The organism is Rhodanobacter sp. FW106-HT46G03 (assembly GCF_058789895.1).
The window spans coordinates 1,737,050-1,752,197 of sequence record NZ_JBYTCC010000001.1 but is presented as its reverse complement, the minus strand read 5'-3'; the positions used below and the strand labels follow the sequence as shown (position 1 = coordinate 1,752,197).

Sequence of the window (15,148 nt, the reverse complement as noted above, 5' to 3'; positions counted from 1 at the left end):
CACCACCAGCGATGTGGCGTCTTGGCATGCTGGCGCCGTCGCGAGCGTGCACCACGAACCGTCTTTCGCCTCGTGCTGCCCTTGGCATCGGGCACATCTGGCAGGCGCTTGTGGCCAATCCTTTGCACCCTTCCCGCTCATCCGCCATGCTTCCGCCATGATCGAATTTGGACATGGCACACACTCCGGGCTGCATCGCATTCGCAACGAAGATACGTATTACGCGGATGCCGCGCTGGGCCTGTTTCTGGTGGCCGACGGCATGGGCGGCCATCTGCATGGAGAAGTCGCTTCGGCGCTGGTACGCGATGCCGTGGTCGAGCTGGTCAGCCGCGGCCACAGCCTGGTGGAGGCGATCCACGGCGCCGACCGGGCGCTGCGCTCGCACACGCGCGACGCCACCGACCCGCGACCGATGGGCAGCACGGTGGCGGCATTGTGGCTGCACGACCAGGGTTTTGATGCCGCCTGGGTCGGCGGCAGCCGCATCTACGCCGTGGCGCGTGAATTCGCACCGCTCGAACACGACCGCAAGTTGACGCGTGCACTGGTTGACACCGGGCAGCTCGACGCTCGCCACATGGCGCGGCACGCCGCTTCCGGTGGCTTGACCCAGGCATTGGGTGTGACCGCGCCAGAGGCATTGCAGGTTGGCATGGCGCACGGTGTGGTGCAGGCTGACATCGGCTTCTTGCTGTGCACTGACGGCTTGAGTGAGGAGCTCGCCACCGATGCCATCGCACACGTTGCCATGCGCAAGGATCTCGCCGCGCAGGAATGCATCGATCAGTTGCTGCTCGACGCGCTGGCCAGCGGCGGGCGCGACAACCTCACCGCGGTGTTGGTGCGCGCAAGCTGATCAACCAGTCACCGCGGCATTCACCGGCGGCGCCGCCTCGTCAGCCTTGCGCCACACGCAAGTGCCGACTTTCTTGTCCATCGCATCCAGGCGTTCGGTGTGCGCGGCGCACTCTGCTGGCGTGGCGCGCAACACCCGCGGCCGCGCCGTGAGCACGGTGGCCGCAGTCGTTACCGTTACCGCCGCCGATCCGCCGTCGAAACCCAGGTCCAGCGCAACCTGCCCCGAGGTCATCATCAGGTACACGTCGGCCAGTAACTGCGCGTCGATCAGGCCGCCATGCAGGTCGCGCCGCGAATTGTCGACACCGAGACGCTTGCACAACGCATCCAGGCTGTTGCGCTGTCCCGGATAGCGTTCGCGCGCCATGGCCAAGGTGTCGAGCACGCTGCAACGGTCGCCAATACGCCCGTAGTGCGCGCCCAAACGTGCCAGCTCGGCATCAATGAACCCGACATCGAACGCCGCATTGTGGATCACCAGCTCGGAGTCGCCGACAAAGGCCAGGAACGCATCGACCTGATCCGCAAACAACGGCTTGTCGCGCAGGAAATCATCGCGATAGCCGGTGACCTGGCTGGCCCCCTCGTCCATCGCCCGTTCCGGGTTCAGGTAGGTCTGCCAGTACTTGCCGGTCACCCGGCGTTCGAGCACTTCCACGCAGGCGATTTCCACCAGGCGATGCCCTTGGCGCACTTCGAGGCCGGTCGTTTCGGTATCCAGCACCACCTGCCTCATGCCGGCACCTTCTGCTGCTCGGCCTGCGTGCGCGCGGCCTGGTCGACGCGTTCGTTTTCGGTATGCCCGTTGTGACCCTTGACCCAGAACCAGCGCACCCGGTGCCGCCCGGTGGCGAGCGACAATCGTTCCCACAGATCGCGATTTTTCACCGGCTTGCCGTCCGCAGTACGCCAGCCATTGGCCTGCCACTTCGGCATCCATTGCTGGACGCCCTGCATCACGTAACGCGAATCGGTCGTCAACCGCACTGCACAGTCGCGATTGAGCGCCTCAAGCGCATGGATCGCTGCCAGCAACTCCATCCGGTTGTTGGTGGTGGCTGCCTCCCCACCGGCCAGCATCCGCTCCTGTCCCTTGGCACGCAGCAAGGCGGCCCAGCCGCCGGGCCCGGGGTTGCCGAGGCACGCGCCATCGGTAAAGGCTTCCACTTCATCTATCGTCACGCATTGTCCTCAAGAAAGATGTTGGCGGCGGGTACCGGGCGACCACCGCACGTTGGCCGGGGCGCCAGCCAGCGACGGGCGCAAACTGATCGGTATGGCCAGTTGCCGGCGTTTGCGTGCAAGCAGCACGTAGACGCCACCGAAACAACTGTCGGTACCTTCGCCATGCGGCCAGAACGGGCCAAGTCGATGCACGGCTACGGTATCCAGCCCGGCGTCCAACAACGCTTCGCGCAGCCGCCAAGGCCATTGCATGGTCTGGTGCTGCCCGCGTGCGCGCCAGTGAAACCACGGCGCCCAGCCACCAAGCGGGTGCACTGCCGTGATCGCCAGCACGCCGCCCGCCGCGAGTACCCGGCATGCCTCGCCGAGCAGGCACGCCGACCGCGGCGCCGGCTCCAGCGCATGCTGCAACCAGACCAGGTCAAAAGCCTCGTCGATGAACGGCAACGCCCCATCGGCGCGCGCCTGAAGCTCGCCGCGATAATCGCCACCGGCCAGCCACAAGCGCGTCCACGCCACGCCGAGCAAAGGCGGCGCAGCATCCTCCGCGGCAACCCCCACTTGCAGCGCACGGCGCGCAGCTTCGCGTTGCAATATCGGCACCAATGCCCGCCGCTGCCGTTCGCGCGACGCCCGCAGCACCGCGCTTGCGTGGATATTCTTGCCACTCTGACGCGCCATGCTTTCCACCCGACACCCGTCTCCGCCCCGCAACCAAAGCAAGCAGGAAGTGTAGCGGCTGTGCCGGAATGGCGAGCAGGCTCGGTCGGTGTGACACGCTCGGCAAACGCTGAATGGGGAATTCCGTTTTAACGCGAATCTAACGAGCACAGCGGACGACCTGCTTATAGTCGACCAGTTGGCTCGTGGGCGCCGCCTTCACCTGAAGCGTGAAGCGCAGGGTGCCATGCCCGCGTGAGTCGGCCGCGTCGCCAGAGTGCGACACGTGCAACGCAGGGTCGATGCGTGCCGCTGACCGATCGCGCGCGGATCGCTACAAGTGCGGGTTCGCCGTTACCGGGCGAAGCAATCTGGCAGGCGGTGTCGCGTGACGGCACCCATCCCATGCAGACGGAGCGTGCCGTGCATCTCTTGCCGTTACCGGCGCTGGCCGACAACTATATCTGGCTGTTGCATGACGACAATGGCCAGGCCATTGTCGTCGACCCCGGTCAGTCGGCACCGGTCGAGCACGCGTTGATCAAGCACGGTTGGCAACTGCGCGCCATCCTGCTCACCCACCACCACGACGACCACATCGGCGGCGTCGCCGGCTTGCTGGCGAACCACCCGGTGCCGGTCTATGCGCCGGACGATGCGCGTATTCCCAGTGCCAGCGTGCACGTCGCGGACCGCGGCCATGTGCGACTGGCTGCGCCGCAAGTGGACTTCGAAGTCATCGCGGTCCCCGGCCATACCCGCAGCCACGTCGCCTACTACGGCGCCGGCGTGCTGTTTGCGGGCGACACGTTGTTCAGCCTCGGCTGCGGGCGCCTGTTCGAGGGTACGCCGGCACAAATGCTGACCTCTCTCGATCGCCTCGCCACACTACCCGGCGACACGCAGTTGTGCTGCGCCCACGAGTACACCGTCGCAAACGGCCGCTTCGCACAAACCGTCGAACCCGGCAATACGGCGCTCGCAGCCCGCCTCGCCGAAGTGCGCCGCCTGCGTGACAACCACCAGCCGAGCCTGCCGGTATCGCTGGCCAGCGAGCTGGCCACCAACCCCTTCTTGCGCATCGACGTGCCTGCCGTCATCGACTGGTGCCGTCGACATCATCAGCCACCGGCGGATCGCACTGCACGCTTCGCGTGCCTGCGCGCCGCAAAGGATGTCTTCCACGCATGAACCAATCCTCCTGCTGCCTGCGGCTGCTGCCGCTCGCCCTGTCGGCCGTGCTCGCCGCCTGCGCCACCACCCCGGCGCCACGTCCCGCGACACCGATCAGCGCCGCTCCGGCACCAACGCTGGTGCCGGGGATCCTACCCGCCGATGGGTTGGAGACACCCGAGCCCGACGCCGGCGATGTCTGGGATCGCCTGCGCGGGAGCTTTGCCATGCCGGACTGCGACGCCGATCCAGCGGTGCTCGCACAGGCACATCGCTACACGCGCAATCCGCAACGCTTCGAGCAGGAAGTGCGCGCGGCGTTGCCCAAGCTCACCTATGTGCAGCAGGTCGCCGCCAGACATGGCGTTGCCGGCGAGTTCGTGCTGCTTCCCTGGATCGAAAGCGGCTTTCGCCCGATACGGGGTCGCCACGGCCGGCCAGCCGGCATGTGGCAGATCATGCCGGCCACTGCAAGTGCTATGGGGCTGCGCGTGAATTCACGCTACGACGCCCGCCTCGACGTGCAATCGGCAGCCGAAGCCGTCATGAAGCTGCTCGCCGGGTACCACGACCAATTTCACGACTGGCGCGTTGCGGCCTACGCTTACAACTCCGGGGAGTTCAATGCACAGCGGATGGTGCAGCGCCATGGCAATCCCCCGGATGTACCGGTGATACCGCGTTGGCCGGTGCGCGACGTCACTCGCGAGCACCTGACGCGCCTGCTCGCCATGGCCTGCATCGTGCGCGAACCCGCACGGTTCCACGTGACCCTGCCCACGCTCCCGCCGGCGCAGCATCTGGTATCCGTGCCGCTGCCGCATTCGATGCCACTCGCGCTCGCCGCGGATCAGGCCGGCATGTCGCTCGATCACCTCAAAAACCTCAACGCCGGCTTCCTCAACGACATCGCCGACCACAAGGTGGCGTCGTATCTGGTCATGCCCGAGGGACACGCCCGGCAATTTCGCACCATGTTGCTCGATCAGCCTGCGGGTGCCACCGCCGACCTGCGGCAGGACAACGTGCTCGCCGACGCCTCACCGGCACCCGTTGATCCAGCGATCACGGTTCCCCCACACCATGCGGCCGTGCGCACGCACCGGGTGAAACCGGGTGAAACGCTGTGGCAACTTGCGCGCAACTACGCCGTCAGCGTCCGCGAGCTACGTCAATGGAACCATCTGCGAACTGCCCGGCTGAAAACCGGCCAGGTGTTGAAGATCGCCCGACCGCACTGAGGTTACCCGCGGGGGGCGGTCGCTATGTAAAAAACCGCGGTCGCATCGCTTCGCCCGCCCGGGTCAGGCGGATCAGACATCACGCGAGTCATGGCAAGACAACGCGTTGCCCCGCGCGCCGGGTTCTCGCCATCCGAATGCCCAAGGCCAAAAACCAGAGGGCGACCTATAGGCCGCCCTCTGGTTTGCGTCGGTACCCGGCGTTACAGGCGGTCTTTCGCAATCTTGACTTCAGTGGTCGCGCGCAACGACTTGAGAAGCTCCTGCGTCGCTACCGCGCCATAGGCCTGAGCCATCTGTTGCCGCAATTGCTCACGCTCGTTTGAGGTCACCTTTGCCAAGTCGGCACCCTGTACTTTGGTGACTGCCAGCAGCGCAAAGCTGCCATCGTGCATGTCCACCGCCGCGTACTGCGGTTTGCCATCGGCCGGGTGCGGCAACAGGAACGCCTCGCCACGCAACGCAGCCGGCACATCCGGCTGAATGCGCAGGACCTCCGCCTGCTCGTGCACCGGTGCCTTCGCCGACGCGGCGACAGTCGCGAACGCCTCGCCTTTTTGCACACGCGCCAGAAGGCTGTCGGCCAGCTGCTTGCCCGCCTTTTCGATGCGCTGGTTGAGCATGGTCTTGGTGATGGCGTCACGCACCTCGGCCAACGGTTTCGGCGCCGCGGCAACATGCTTGGCCACGCGTACCACGACCGCGTTGTCGCTGCCCAGCTCGATCAGGTTGGAATTGTTGCCTTGGCTCAGGACATCGTTGCCGAACGCCGCCTTGATGACCTTGGGGTTCGCCGCAATCCCCTGCCCGCCATGGCGGGAAAACAGCTCGGTAGTCTTGACCGGCAGACCGAGCGCCTGCGCGGCTGGCTCCAGCGACGATGGATTCTGGTAGCTGAGGTCGGACAGCTTGCCGGCCACCTCGTTGTATTGCCGATCCTTGTCGCCTGTCGTTGCCTCTGCAATCAGCTGGTTGCGCACTTCGGCGAACGATTTGGCTTCACCGTTGCGGACACCGCGCAGCCAGAGGATGTCGTAGCCGTCCGGCGTCAGCACCGGCTTGGAAATCTCCCCCTGCTTCAGCGCAAACAACGCGTTCTCGAACGCCGCATTGGTCACACCTTTCTGCAACCAGCCCAGATCGCCGCCCTGACGTTTCGAGCCAAGATCATCGGAATCCTGCGTGGCGAGCTGCGCAAAGTTCGCCGGCGTCGCCGCCGCAGCAATCTTGTCGGCCTTGGCCAGAGCCGCCTTCTGTTGCGCCGGAGTGGCATTGGCGGGCAGGTTGACCAGGATATGCGACACCTCGCGCTGCTCGGGTTGCACGAAGCGCTGCTTCTCGCTCTCGTAGCGCTTCAACAGATCGGCATCGCTCGGCGCGGCCGCAGGTTTCAGGTCGGCCGCGTTCACCTCGATGTACTGCAGTGACACGCTTTCCGGGTTGGTGTAATCGGCAATGTGCGCCTTGTAGTACGCCTCGATCTGCGCATCGGTCACCGCCGCATCGGCCGGCGCCTGCTGCGGCAGCACCGCGTAGGTCAGGTCGCGCCGCTGCATGCGCAGGTTCAGAAACTGATCGACCTCGGCGTCGGTGATGATGGTGCCGGCGTCGATCGCATTCGGCAGCGCCTGCGTCGCCAAGGTCGAGCGCACATCCCGCTGGAACATCTCCGGCGTCTTGCGCTGCTGTGCCAGCAGGTTCTGGTAGGTCGTGGCGTCAAAGTGCCCATTGAGCTGGAACGCCGGGATGGCGGCGATGTAATCGCGCACCGCTTCGTCCGGTACGCGGATGCCCCAATCCTCATTGGCCTTGAGCAGCAGCTGCTGGTCGATCATGCCGTCCAGCACTTTCTGTTTCGTCGCCGCCTTCTCGAACGCGTCGGCATCGAAGTTGTCACCTTGCTCTTCGCTCAACTGCTGGCGCAACTGGTTCATGCGGTCCTGGAAATCCTGCTGGCTGATCTCCTGCTTGCCGACCTTTGCCACGTAGGTGTCGGCGCGCGACATGATGTAACCCTCGACGCCGAAGAACGTCATCGCGAAAACCGCCACGCCGAGCACGATGATGGAAGGCCACCCATGCATCTTGTTACGCATTGCCTGCAGCATTGCCTGTTCCTGCCTGGTTGTTCGGTGCGCGCGGCGCACGTGCTGTAAAGGGCGACGGCGAGGCCGTCAAACGACAAGGGCGCCACTCGGGCGCCCTTGCGAACCGTGGCGGAGCGGACGGGACTCGAACCCGCGACCTCCGGCGTGACAGGCCAGCATTCTAACCGTCTGAACTACCGCTCCACAGTCTTCTGGTGGGTGCTGCAGGGATCGAACCTGCGACCATCGCCTTGTAAGGGCGGCGCTCTACCGCTGAGCTAAGCACCCGCGACCGAGCACAAGCCGCTCAGTTTAGGGCGTCCTTCAGCGTCTTGCCAGCCTTGAACGCGGGCACTTTCGACGCCTTGATCTTGATCGTTTCGTTGGTGCGCGGGTTGCGGCCGGTACGGGCCGCGCGCTTGCGCACCGTGAACGTGCCAAAGCCGACGACGGCAACGTCCTCGCCCTTCTTGAGCGATTTCTGCACGACATCAAAGAACGCTTCAAGTGCGCGGCCTGCGTCAGCCTTGGTCAGTTCGGCTTTTTCCGCGATGGCGGTGATCAGATCGGTTTTGTTCATCGAATACTCCCTTGTTGGTCTTTTGACGGCGACGCTCGCCCTGCGGAAACGCGCCACCGCGTGGATGTCGAAGCGCTGGTTTGCCGGAACGCAACCCCGCATTTTTGAGCACCCGCAACGGGTGCCGGGATGGCGGCTCCGCCTTTATACCAGCGCCTCGCCGGCCATCGCAACACAAGTTGGCACAAGGCTTTTCAGGTGTTTGTCCATGTTGCAATGCGGCTTGCATACCGCCTGTACTTGATGACTGCCCGGCAGGCCCGAACCGGCGGTACAAGACACCTCAATGCGCGCGCGGGTGCGAGCCAGCGTCGTCGTCACTGGCCGCATCCTTGTGCGGCACATCACCGGTCGCCTCGCGCGCCGCATTCGGCTCCAATGGCCGCTCCAGCGCGATGTCCAGCACCTCATCGATCCAGCGCACGGGACGAATATCCATCGACGCCAGCACGTTGGCCGGCATTTCGGCAAGATCCTTCTTGTTCTCGTCCGGGATGATCACCGTGGTGATGCCGCCGCGGTGGGCCGCCAGCAATTTCTCCTTGAGCCCGCCGATCGGCAACACGCGGCCGCGCAACGTGATCTCGCCGGTCATGGCCACTTCCGAGCGCACCGGGATCTTGGTCAGTGCCGACACCAGCGCCGTGCACATGCCGACACCGGCGCTGGGGCCGTCCTTCGGCGTCGCGCCCTCCGGCACGTGCACGTGGATGTCGTACTTCTGGTGGAACTCCGGGTCGATGCCCATGCGGTCCACCCGCGCGCGCACCACCGACAACGCGGCCTGGATCGACTCCTTCATCACGTCGCCCAGTTGGCCGGTGTGCACCAGCGCCCCTTTGCCCGGCATGACCGTCGCCTCGATGCTGAGCAGCTCGCCGCCGACCTGCGTCCACGCCAAGCCGGTCACCAGCCCCACCTCGTTTTGCTGTTCCTTGCGCCCGAAATCAAAGCGACGCACGCCGAGGTAGCTGTCGAGGTTGCCCGAATCCACCCGCACGCCGGTCACGCGCGCGACTTTCGCTCGCGTCTTGTGCTTGGCGGCACCGGCACGTTTTGCTTTCGCCTGCTTGACCTCGCCCAGCATCAACTCCTTCACCACCTTGCGGCAGATCTTCGAAATCTCGCGCTCCAGGTTGCGCACGCCCGACTCGCGCGTGTAGTAGCGCACGATGTCGCGCAGCGCATCGTCGGCCACCGCGAGCTCGGCCGGCTTCAGGCCGTTGGCCTTGAGCTGCTTGGGCACCAGGTAGCGCTGCGCAATCGCGAGCTTTTCGTCCTCGGTGTACCCCGGCAGCCGAATGACCTCCATGCGGTCGAGCAATGGGCCAGGGATGTCCAGCGAGTTGGCGGTGGCGATCCACATGACCTCGGAGAGGTCGAGGTCGACTTCCAGGTAATGGTCGTTGAACGCGTGGTTCTGCTCCGGGTCGAGCACTTCGAGCAGCGCAGACGAAGGGTCGCCGCGGAAATCCATCGACATCTTGTCGATCTCGTCCAGCACGAACAGCGGGTTCTTGCTGCCGCACTTGCTGAGATTCTGCACGATGCGCCCCGGCATCGAGCCGATGTAGGTGCGTCGATGGCCGCGAATCTCCGCCTCGTCGCGCACGCCGCCCAGCGACATGCGCACGAATTTCCTGTTGGTGGCCTTCGCGATGGATTGCCCGAGGGAGGTTTTGCCGACGCCCGGCGGGCCGACGAGGCAGAGGATCGGCCCCTTCATCACCGACACGCGTTGCTGCACGGCCAGATATTCGAGGATGCGCTCCTTGACCTTCTCCAGCCCGAAGTGGTCGGCATCGAGCACCTGCTGGGCCAGGGCGAGATCCTTGCGTACCTTGCCGCGTTTCTTCCACGGCACGCCGATCAGCCAGTCAAGGTAGTTGCGCACCACCGTGGCTTCGGCCGACATCGGCGACATCTGGCGCAGCTTGCCGTACTCCTGCCGCGCCTTCGCCAGCACCGCCTTGGGCATGCCGGCAGCTTCGATTTTCTTCTGCAACTCTTCGGCTTCGTTCGGCGCTTCCTCTCCGTCGCCCAGCTCCTTCTGGATCGCCTTCATCTGCTCGTTCAGGTAGTACTCGCGCTGGCTTTTCTCCATCTGCGACTTGACGCGGCCGCGGATGCGCTTCTCCACCTGCTGCAGATCCATCTCGCCATCGACGAGTCCGATCAACAGTTCAAGCCGCTCGCCGACGTTCGCGGTCTCCAATACCTTCTGCTTGTCCGCCATGCGCACGGTAAGGTGCGCGGCGATCGAATCGGCAACCCGTGACGGATCTTCGATACCGGACAGGCTTGCCAGCACTTCCGGCGGCAACTTGCGGCTTTGCTTGACCAATTGCTCGAACAGTGAAATCAGCGTGCGCGACACCACGTCCAGCTCGCGCTCCTTTGCGGTGTAGACCGGCTCGATCACGCGCGAATGCGCTACCAGCATGCCGTCGACCTCGCGGCAATCCTCAATCGCCACCCGCGACTGGCCTTCGACCAGCACCTTCACCGTGCCATCCGGCAGCTTGAGCAACTGCAGCACGCTGGCGAGCGTGCCGATCTGGTGCAGGTCGGCTTCGACGGGATCATCCGTGTCCGGGCTCTTTTGTGCCACCAGGAGGATCTGGCGTTCGCCATCCATCGCTCGTTCGAGCGCACGCATCGATTTGTCGCGCCCGACGAACAACGGAATCACCATGTGCGGATACACCACGACGTCGCGCAGCGGCAATACCGGCAATGCCTCGCTGGCGGTGGGCGCAGGAGTGGTCTTGGCCATCGAATCTCTTCCACGAAATCAGGAGGGGGCAACCCGACACTGCGCCGGGCACCATGTAGCGTCAAGTGGAGGCAAACCGGGTGCGACACAACCCGTCACCCCGAAAACACGATGGCCCCGGCGCAAGCGTCGGGGCCATCGTTGCCATCGCTGTCGGGTTGCTCAGGCAGCGCCGCCGTCGGCGGTCACCCGTGGCTGCAGATTGCCGCGATAAATGAGATATGGCGCGGCCTGCCCCTCGATCACCGCATCGTCCACCACGACCTTGCTGACGTGCTCGATCGACGGCAGCTCATACATCGTGTCCAGCAACACCTGCTCCAGGATCGTGCGCAAACCGCGCGCACCGGTCTTGCGCTTGAGTGCCTTCTTGGCGATCGCCTGCAAGGCCTCCGGCCGGAACTCGAGCTCGACGTCTTCCATCTCGAACAGCTTCTTGAACTGCTTGGTGACGGCGTTCTTCGGCTCGGTGAGGATTTTCACCAGCGCCTCTTCGTCCAGCTCATCGAGTGTGGCAACCACCGGCAAGCGGCCGACGAACTCCGGGATCAGGCCGAAGCGCACCAGATCCGCCGGCTCGACATCCGCCAGCACCTTGCCGAGATTCTGGGTGCGATCCTTGCTGCGCACCTCGGCGCCAAAACCGATGCCGGTGGTCTCGGAGCGCTGCTGGATGACCTTCTCCAGACCGGAGAACGCGCCACCGCAAATGAACAGGATGTTCTTGGTGTCGACCTGCAGAAACTCCTGCTGCGGATGCTTACGCCCGCCCTGCGGCGGCACCGAGGCCAGAGTGCCTTCAATCAGTTTCAGCAACGCCTGCTGCACGCCTTCGCCGGACACGTCGCGCGTGATCGACGGGTTCTCGCTCTTGCGCGAGATCTTGTCGATCTCATCGATGTAGACGATGCCCGACTGCGCCTTCTCGACGTCGTAGTCGCACTTCTGCAGGAGCTTCTGGATGATGTTCTCGACATCTTCGCCAACGTAGCCAGCCTCGGTCAGGGTGGTGGCATCGGCAATGGTGAACGGCACATTGAGCAGCCGTGCAAGCGTTTCCGCCAGCAGCGTCTTGCCCGAACCGGTCGGCCCGATCAGCAGGATATTGGACTTTGCCAGCTCGACGTCGTCGCCCTTCTGACGCGACTCCATGCGTTTGTAGTGGTTGTACACCGCCACCGCGAGCGCCTTCTTCGCGCGCGCCTGCCCGACCACGTACTGATCGAGCGACTCGCGGATCTCCTTGGGCTTGGGCAGCTGGGTCCGGGTCGATGCCGCTTTTTCTTCCAGCTCCTCGCGAATGATGTCGTTGCACAGCTCGACGCACTCGTCGCAAATGAAGACGGACGGACCGGCGATCAGCTTGCGCACCTCGTGCTGGCTCTTGCCGCAGAAGGAGCAGTACAGGATCTTGCCGCCGTCGCTGGATCGGCCCTGCCGGTCGTCGCTCATACTTTCAATTCCGCTCGCAAAACTGGGGTTGCCTCGATCGCGGCCCGAGAATAGCACAGGGCTCCGCGCCTGCCTGCAGACGCGAAGCCCGTTGCAAGAGCCGTATTTTTTGACGCCGGACTCAGGCGGACTTCACCGATTCCACCGCACGCTTGTCGAGCACGGAATCGATCAGACCGTACTCGCGTGCCGCCTCGGCGCTCATGAAGTTGTCGCGCTCCATGTCGCGCTCGAGCCGGTCCAACGGCTGGCCGGTGTGCTTGACATAAATGTCGTTGAGACGTCGACGCAGGTAGAGGATTTCCTGCGCCTGGATCTCGATGTCGGTCGCCTGCCCACGGGCGCCGCCCGACGGCTGGTGGATCATCACCCGCGAATTGGGCAGCGAATACCGCTTGCCGTGTGCACCGGCCATCAGCAGCAACGATGCGGCGCTGCACGCCTGGCCGATGCACATCGTGCTGACGTCGGGTTTGATGTACTGCATGGTGTCGTAGATCGCGAGCCCCGCGGTAACCACGCCGCCCGGGCTGTTGATGTACAGATGGATGTCCTTGTCGGGGTTCTCCGATTCAAGAAACAGCATCTGCGCCACCAGCAGGTTGGCAACCTGGTCGTCGACCTCGCCCACCAGAAAGATGACGCGCTCTTTGAGCAGTCGCGAATAGATGTCGTACGAGCGCTCGCCGCGCGCCGTCTGCTCGACGACCATCGGCACCAAGTTGAGATTGTGGATAGGTTCCATGGTTTGCGCGAGTCTCCGGTTGCCCTGCGTGAAGTGTGCCACCTGCCCGAACCGCGTGCAGCGCCGGCGTTTCAGGCGCCGGGCCGCATCACCTCGTCGAAACTCAAGTCGAGGGTCGACGTGTTGGCGTGATCGGCCACCCATTCGGCAACCTGGTCTTCCATCACGCGATTCTGCAGGCCGCTCATCAGCTGGGGGTCGCCGTTGTAAAGTTCAACCACCTTCTCCGGCTCCTCGTAGGTCGAAGCGATGGCCGCAAGCTGCTCGGCCACGCGCTTGCGGTCGATCTTGAGCTCCTGCTTGCGGGCGATTTCGCCCATCACGAGGCCCGCAACCACGCGTTTGCGCGCCGCCGGTACCGCGGCATCAACCAGCGCCTGCGGTGGCTGTTGGCCGCGCGGCACGTTGTTTGCCGCCAAGGCGCGCGCCTCGGACTGCACCATCAGATTTGGCACCTCGAGCGTGGCATACGCACTGGCAAGCTGTTCCGCCACCTCGGCCTTGAGCCGCCCCATCAGCGCCGCCTTGAGCTCGCGGTCCAGGTTTGCGCGCACCTCCTTGCGGAAATGCTCAAGGTCGCCATCAGCGATGCCGAACAGTTTCGCAAACTCCGCATTCACCTCCGGCAGCTTCGGCTCCTGCACCTTGACGATCTTGAAACTGACGTGCGCGGTCTGCCCCGCCAGCTTCTCGTTGCGGAAGTCGGCCGGAAACGCGATCTCCGCCTCGTAGCTGTCATCCGCCTTGCGGCCCACCAGCGCGTCATCGAGCGCCTTGAACAGGTTGCCGGCGCCCAGCACGCTGCCGGCCCGTTCCAACCCCTCGGCCGGGAAGCGGTAATCGCCCGCCTGCGCGGCATACTCGAACATCACGAAATCGCCCTCGGCCGAAGCGCGGTCAACCAGCTCGAAACTGCGCCGCTGCTGGCGCAACGTCTCCAGCATCTTTTCAATATCGGCGTCGCCCACGGTTGCTACCGGGCGCTTGATTTCCAACGTCGCGACGTCGATCTCCGGAAATTGCGGCATCACCTCGAAGGTGGCGGTGTAGGCAATTTCGCCATTCTCCGGCTTGCCGGTGGTATCGATGGCCGGGTTCGCAACCGGCTGCAGCTTTTCCTGCGTCACCGCTTCGCGCAGCGTGCTGCCGATCAGGTCGGACAGCACCTCGCCACGCACCTGTTCGCCAAAACGCTGCTGAATGACCCTGACCGGCACCTTGCCGGGGCGGAACCCCTTGAGGCGTACGGTGCGACCAAGCTCGGCAATGCGCGCATCCACCTGGGTCTCATAGCGCTCCGCGGGAAACTTCACCGTGAGCTTGCGCCCGAGCGTGCCCGTGTTTTCAACCGAAACCTGCATGTCGTCTCCTGGAACCCGATGTGTGATGGCGCCCGTCGTCGTGGCATGACCGCCGACGCGCGCCGAAAAACCTGCCACGACCTGGTGCGAAAGGCGGGACTCGAACCCGCACGGGGGTTACCCGCCAGAACCTAAATCTGGTGCGTCTACCAGTTCCGCCACTTTCGCCTGATGGTGCACCGGAGCAATCGACCGCCCGCGGGATACGGCCACCTAAGTCGATGATAACCGGCGCTAAAGCGTGTCATTGTACGGTTGCACAAACGCACAGCACAAGCGTCCGTGCACCGCGCGACGACCTGCCCACGCCCCAACGCAAAACGCCGGCCACGAAGGTCGGCGTCTGCAAAATTGGTGGGCCGTGTAGGGTTCGAACCTACGACCAATTGATTAAGAGTCAACTGCTCTACCAGCTGAGCTAACGGCCCTGAAACTTGAATTTTGGGGTGGGCGGCGGGATTCGAACCCACGACAACCGGAATCACAATCCGGGACTCTACCAGCTGAGCTACGCCCACCATGAAACCGTGACTGGTGCGCCCGACAGGACTCGAACCTGTAACCGTCGGCTTAGAAGGCCGATGCTCTATCCGGTTGAGCTACGGGCGCAAGGCCCTTGCGGCTGATGCAGTGGTCGGGGTAGAGGGATTCGAACCCCCGACTTTTGCGTCCCAAACGCAACGCTCTACCAGACTGAGCTATACCCCGAACGAGCCCGCGACAGCCTTTGCTTCGGAACCTTGAAGTGCTGCGGATGGCAAACTGTCAAGCAACCCGCAACACCGTTCAGGGCACCTTGCCCACCATCACCGCAGTTGGCCTCCTGCCAAGCCTTGCGGTTGCGTGCCGACGCGCATGCGCCTCGTCACGCAATACAAAATGGTGCGCCCGGAGAGATTCGAACTCCCGACCACCTAGTTCGTAGCCAGGTACTCTATCCAACTGAGCTACGGGCGCACACTTAACTGCTTCGTCGAGCCGTACCAACCTCGGTACCGCTCAAGCGAGGAGCGAGATTATTAAGGGT

General features: G+C 64.2%; 12 protein-coding genes and 8 tRNA genes. 3 read left to right on the top strand and 17 right to left on the bottom strand.

Translation table 11 applies throughout. The features are described from left to right. Positions 1-157 precede the first annotated feature (157 nt). On the top strand, positions 158-859 hold the full coding sequence (locus AC3WP6_RS07460; RefSeq protein WP_492627140.1) for a PP2C family protein-serine/threonine phosphatase: 702 nt from the start codon (positions 158-160) through the stop codon (positions 857-859). On the opposite strand, the gene dnaQ is transcribed toward AC3WP6_RS07460, so the two are convergent. From dnaQ to AC3WP6_RS07445, 3 genes are read right to left on the bottom strand one after another with little or no spacing between them, the layout of a single operon-like run. Next, the gene (dnaQ, locus tag AC3WP6_RS07455; protein ID WP_492627139.1) at positions 860-1,597 is read right to left on the bottom strand and encodes a DNA polymerase III subunit epsilon; all 738 of its coding nucleotides are present in this window, start codon (positions 1,595-1,597) and stop codon (positions 860-862) included. After that, entirely contained in the window at positions 1,594-2,037 is a 444-nt protein-coding gene (rnhA, locus tag AC3WP6_RS07450; RefSeq protein ID WP_492628656.1) for a ribonuclease HI, read from the bottom strand. The genes dnaQ and rnhA overlap by 4 nt, the downstream gene beginning before the upstream one ends. Before the next feature lie 15 nt (positions 2,038-2,052). After that, positions 2,053-2,727, bottom strand: a complete 675-nt coding sequence (locus AC3WP6_RS07445; protein ID WP_492627138.1) for a methyltransferase domain-containing protein — start codon at positions 2,725-2,727, stop codon at positions 2,053-2,055. Between the two features lie 402 nt (positions 2,728-3,129). Between AC3WP6_RS07445 and gloB the strand changes: the two genes are divergently transcribed. Together gloB and AC3WP6_RS07435 are read left to right on the top strand one after the other, a co-directional pair. After that, positions 3,130-3,897 (top strand): hydroxyacylglutathione hydrolase, encoded by a 768-nt coding sequence (gene gloB, locus AC3WP6_RS07440; RefSeq protein ID WP_492628655.1) that lies wholly within the window; start codon positions 3,130-3,132, stop codon positions 3,895-3,897. Further along, positions 3,894-5,120 (top strand): transglycosylase SLT domain-containing protein, encoded by a 1,227-nt coding sequence (locus tag AC3WP6_RS07435; protein WP_492627137.1) that lies wholly within the window; start codon positions 3,894-3,896, stop codon positions 5,118-5,120. Before gloB ends, AC3WP6_RS07435 begins: the two co-directional genes overlap by 4 nt. A 203-nt stretch (positions 5,121-5,323) precedes the next feature. Here the strand turns inward: AC3WP6_RS07435 and AC3WP6_RS07430 are convergent, their stop codons facing one another. The 14 genes from AC3WP6_RS07430 to AC3WP6_RS07365 all read right to left on the bottom strand — a co-directional run bounded on the left by AC3WP6_RS07430 (position 5,324) and on the right by AC3WP6_RS07365 (position 15,078). Then, the gene (locus AC3WP6_RS07430) at positions 5,324-7,228 is read right to left on the bottom strand and encodes a SurA N-terminal domain-containing protein (protein WP_492627136.1); all 1,905 of its coding nucleotides are present in this window, start codon (positions 7,226-7,228) and stop codon (positions 5,324-5,326) included. A 106-nt stretch (positions 7,229-7,334) separates the two neighbouring features. Then, positions 7,335-7,411 (bottom strand) — tRNA-Asp (locus tag AC3WP6_RS07425). A 9-nt stretch (positions 7,412-7,420) separates the two neighbouring features. After that, positions 7,421-7,495 (bottom strand) — tRNA-Val (locus tag AC3WP6_RS07420). A gap of 19 nt (positions 7,496-7,514) precedes the next feature. Beyond that, positions 7,515-7,844, bottom strand: a complete 330-nt coding sequence (locus AC3WP6_RS07415; protein WP_492627135.1) for an HU family DNA-binding protein — start codon at positions 7,842-7,844, stop codon at positions 7,515-7,517. 226 nt (positions 7,845-8,070) lie between these two features. Then, a complete protein-coding gene (lon, locus tag AC3WP6_RS07410) occupies positions 8,071-10,563 on the bottom strand; it encodes an endopeptidase La (protein WP_492627134.1) in 2,493 nt (830 codons plus the stop codon). A gap of 162 nt (positions 10,564-10,725) precedes the next feature. Next, positions 10,726-12,015: an ATP-dependent Clp protease ATP-binding subunit ClpX gene (gene clpX / locus AC3WP6_RS07405; RefSeq protein ID WP_492627133.1), complete on the bottom strand. Its 1,290-nt coding sequence runs from the start codon at positions 12,013-12,015 to the stop codon at positions 10,726-10,728. A gap of 121 nt (positions 12,016-12,136) precedes the next feature. Continuing rightward, positions 12,137-12,760, bottom strand: coding sequence for an ATP-dependent Clp endopeptidase proteolytic subunit ClpP (clpP, locus tag AC3WP6_RS07400; protein WP_492627132.1), 624 nt, complete (start codon positions 12,758-12,760; stop codon positions 12,137-12,139). A 71-nt stretch (positions 12,761-12,831) separates the two neighbouring features. After that, a complete protein-coding gene (gene tig, locus AC3WP6_RS07395) occupies positions 12,832-14,121 on the bottom strand; it encodes a trigger factor (protein WP_492627131.1) in 1,290 nt (429 codons plus the stop codon). An 82-nt stretch (positions 14,122-14,203) separates the two neighbouring features. Then, positions 14,204-14,289: transfer RNA gene (locus tag AC3WP6_RS07390), tRNA-Leu, on the bottom strand. A 184-nt stretch (positions 14,290-14,473) separates the two neighbouring features. Beyond that, a tRNA-Lys gene (locus tag AC3WP6_RS07385) sits at positions 14,474-14,549 on the bottom strand. Positions 14,550-14,563: 14 nt separating this feature from the next. Continuing rightward, positions 14,564-14,639: transfer RNA gene (locus AC3WP6_RS07380), tRNA-His, on the bottom strand. 14 nt (positions 14,640-14,653) lie between these two features. Beyond that, a tRNA-Arg gene (locus AC3WP6_RS07375) sits at positions 14,654-14,730 on the bottom strand. 22 nt (positions 14,731-14,752) lie between these two features. Continuing rightward, positions 14,753-14,829 (bottom strand) — tRNA-Pro (locus AC3WP6_RS07370). Positions 14,830-15,001: 172 nt separating this feature from the next. Beyond that, positions 15,002-15,078, bottom strand: a tRNA-Arg gene (locus AC3WP6_RS07365). Positions 15,079-15,148 lie beyond the last annotated feature (70 nt).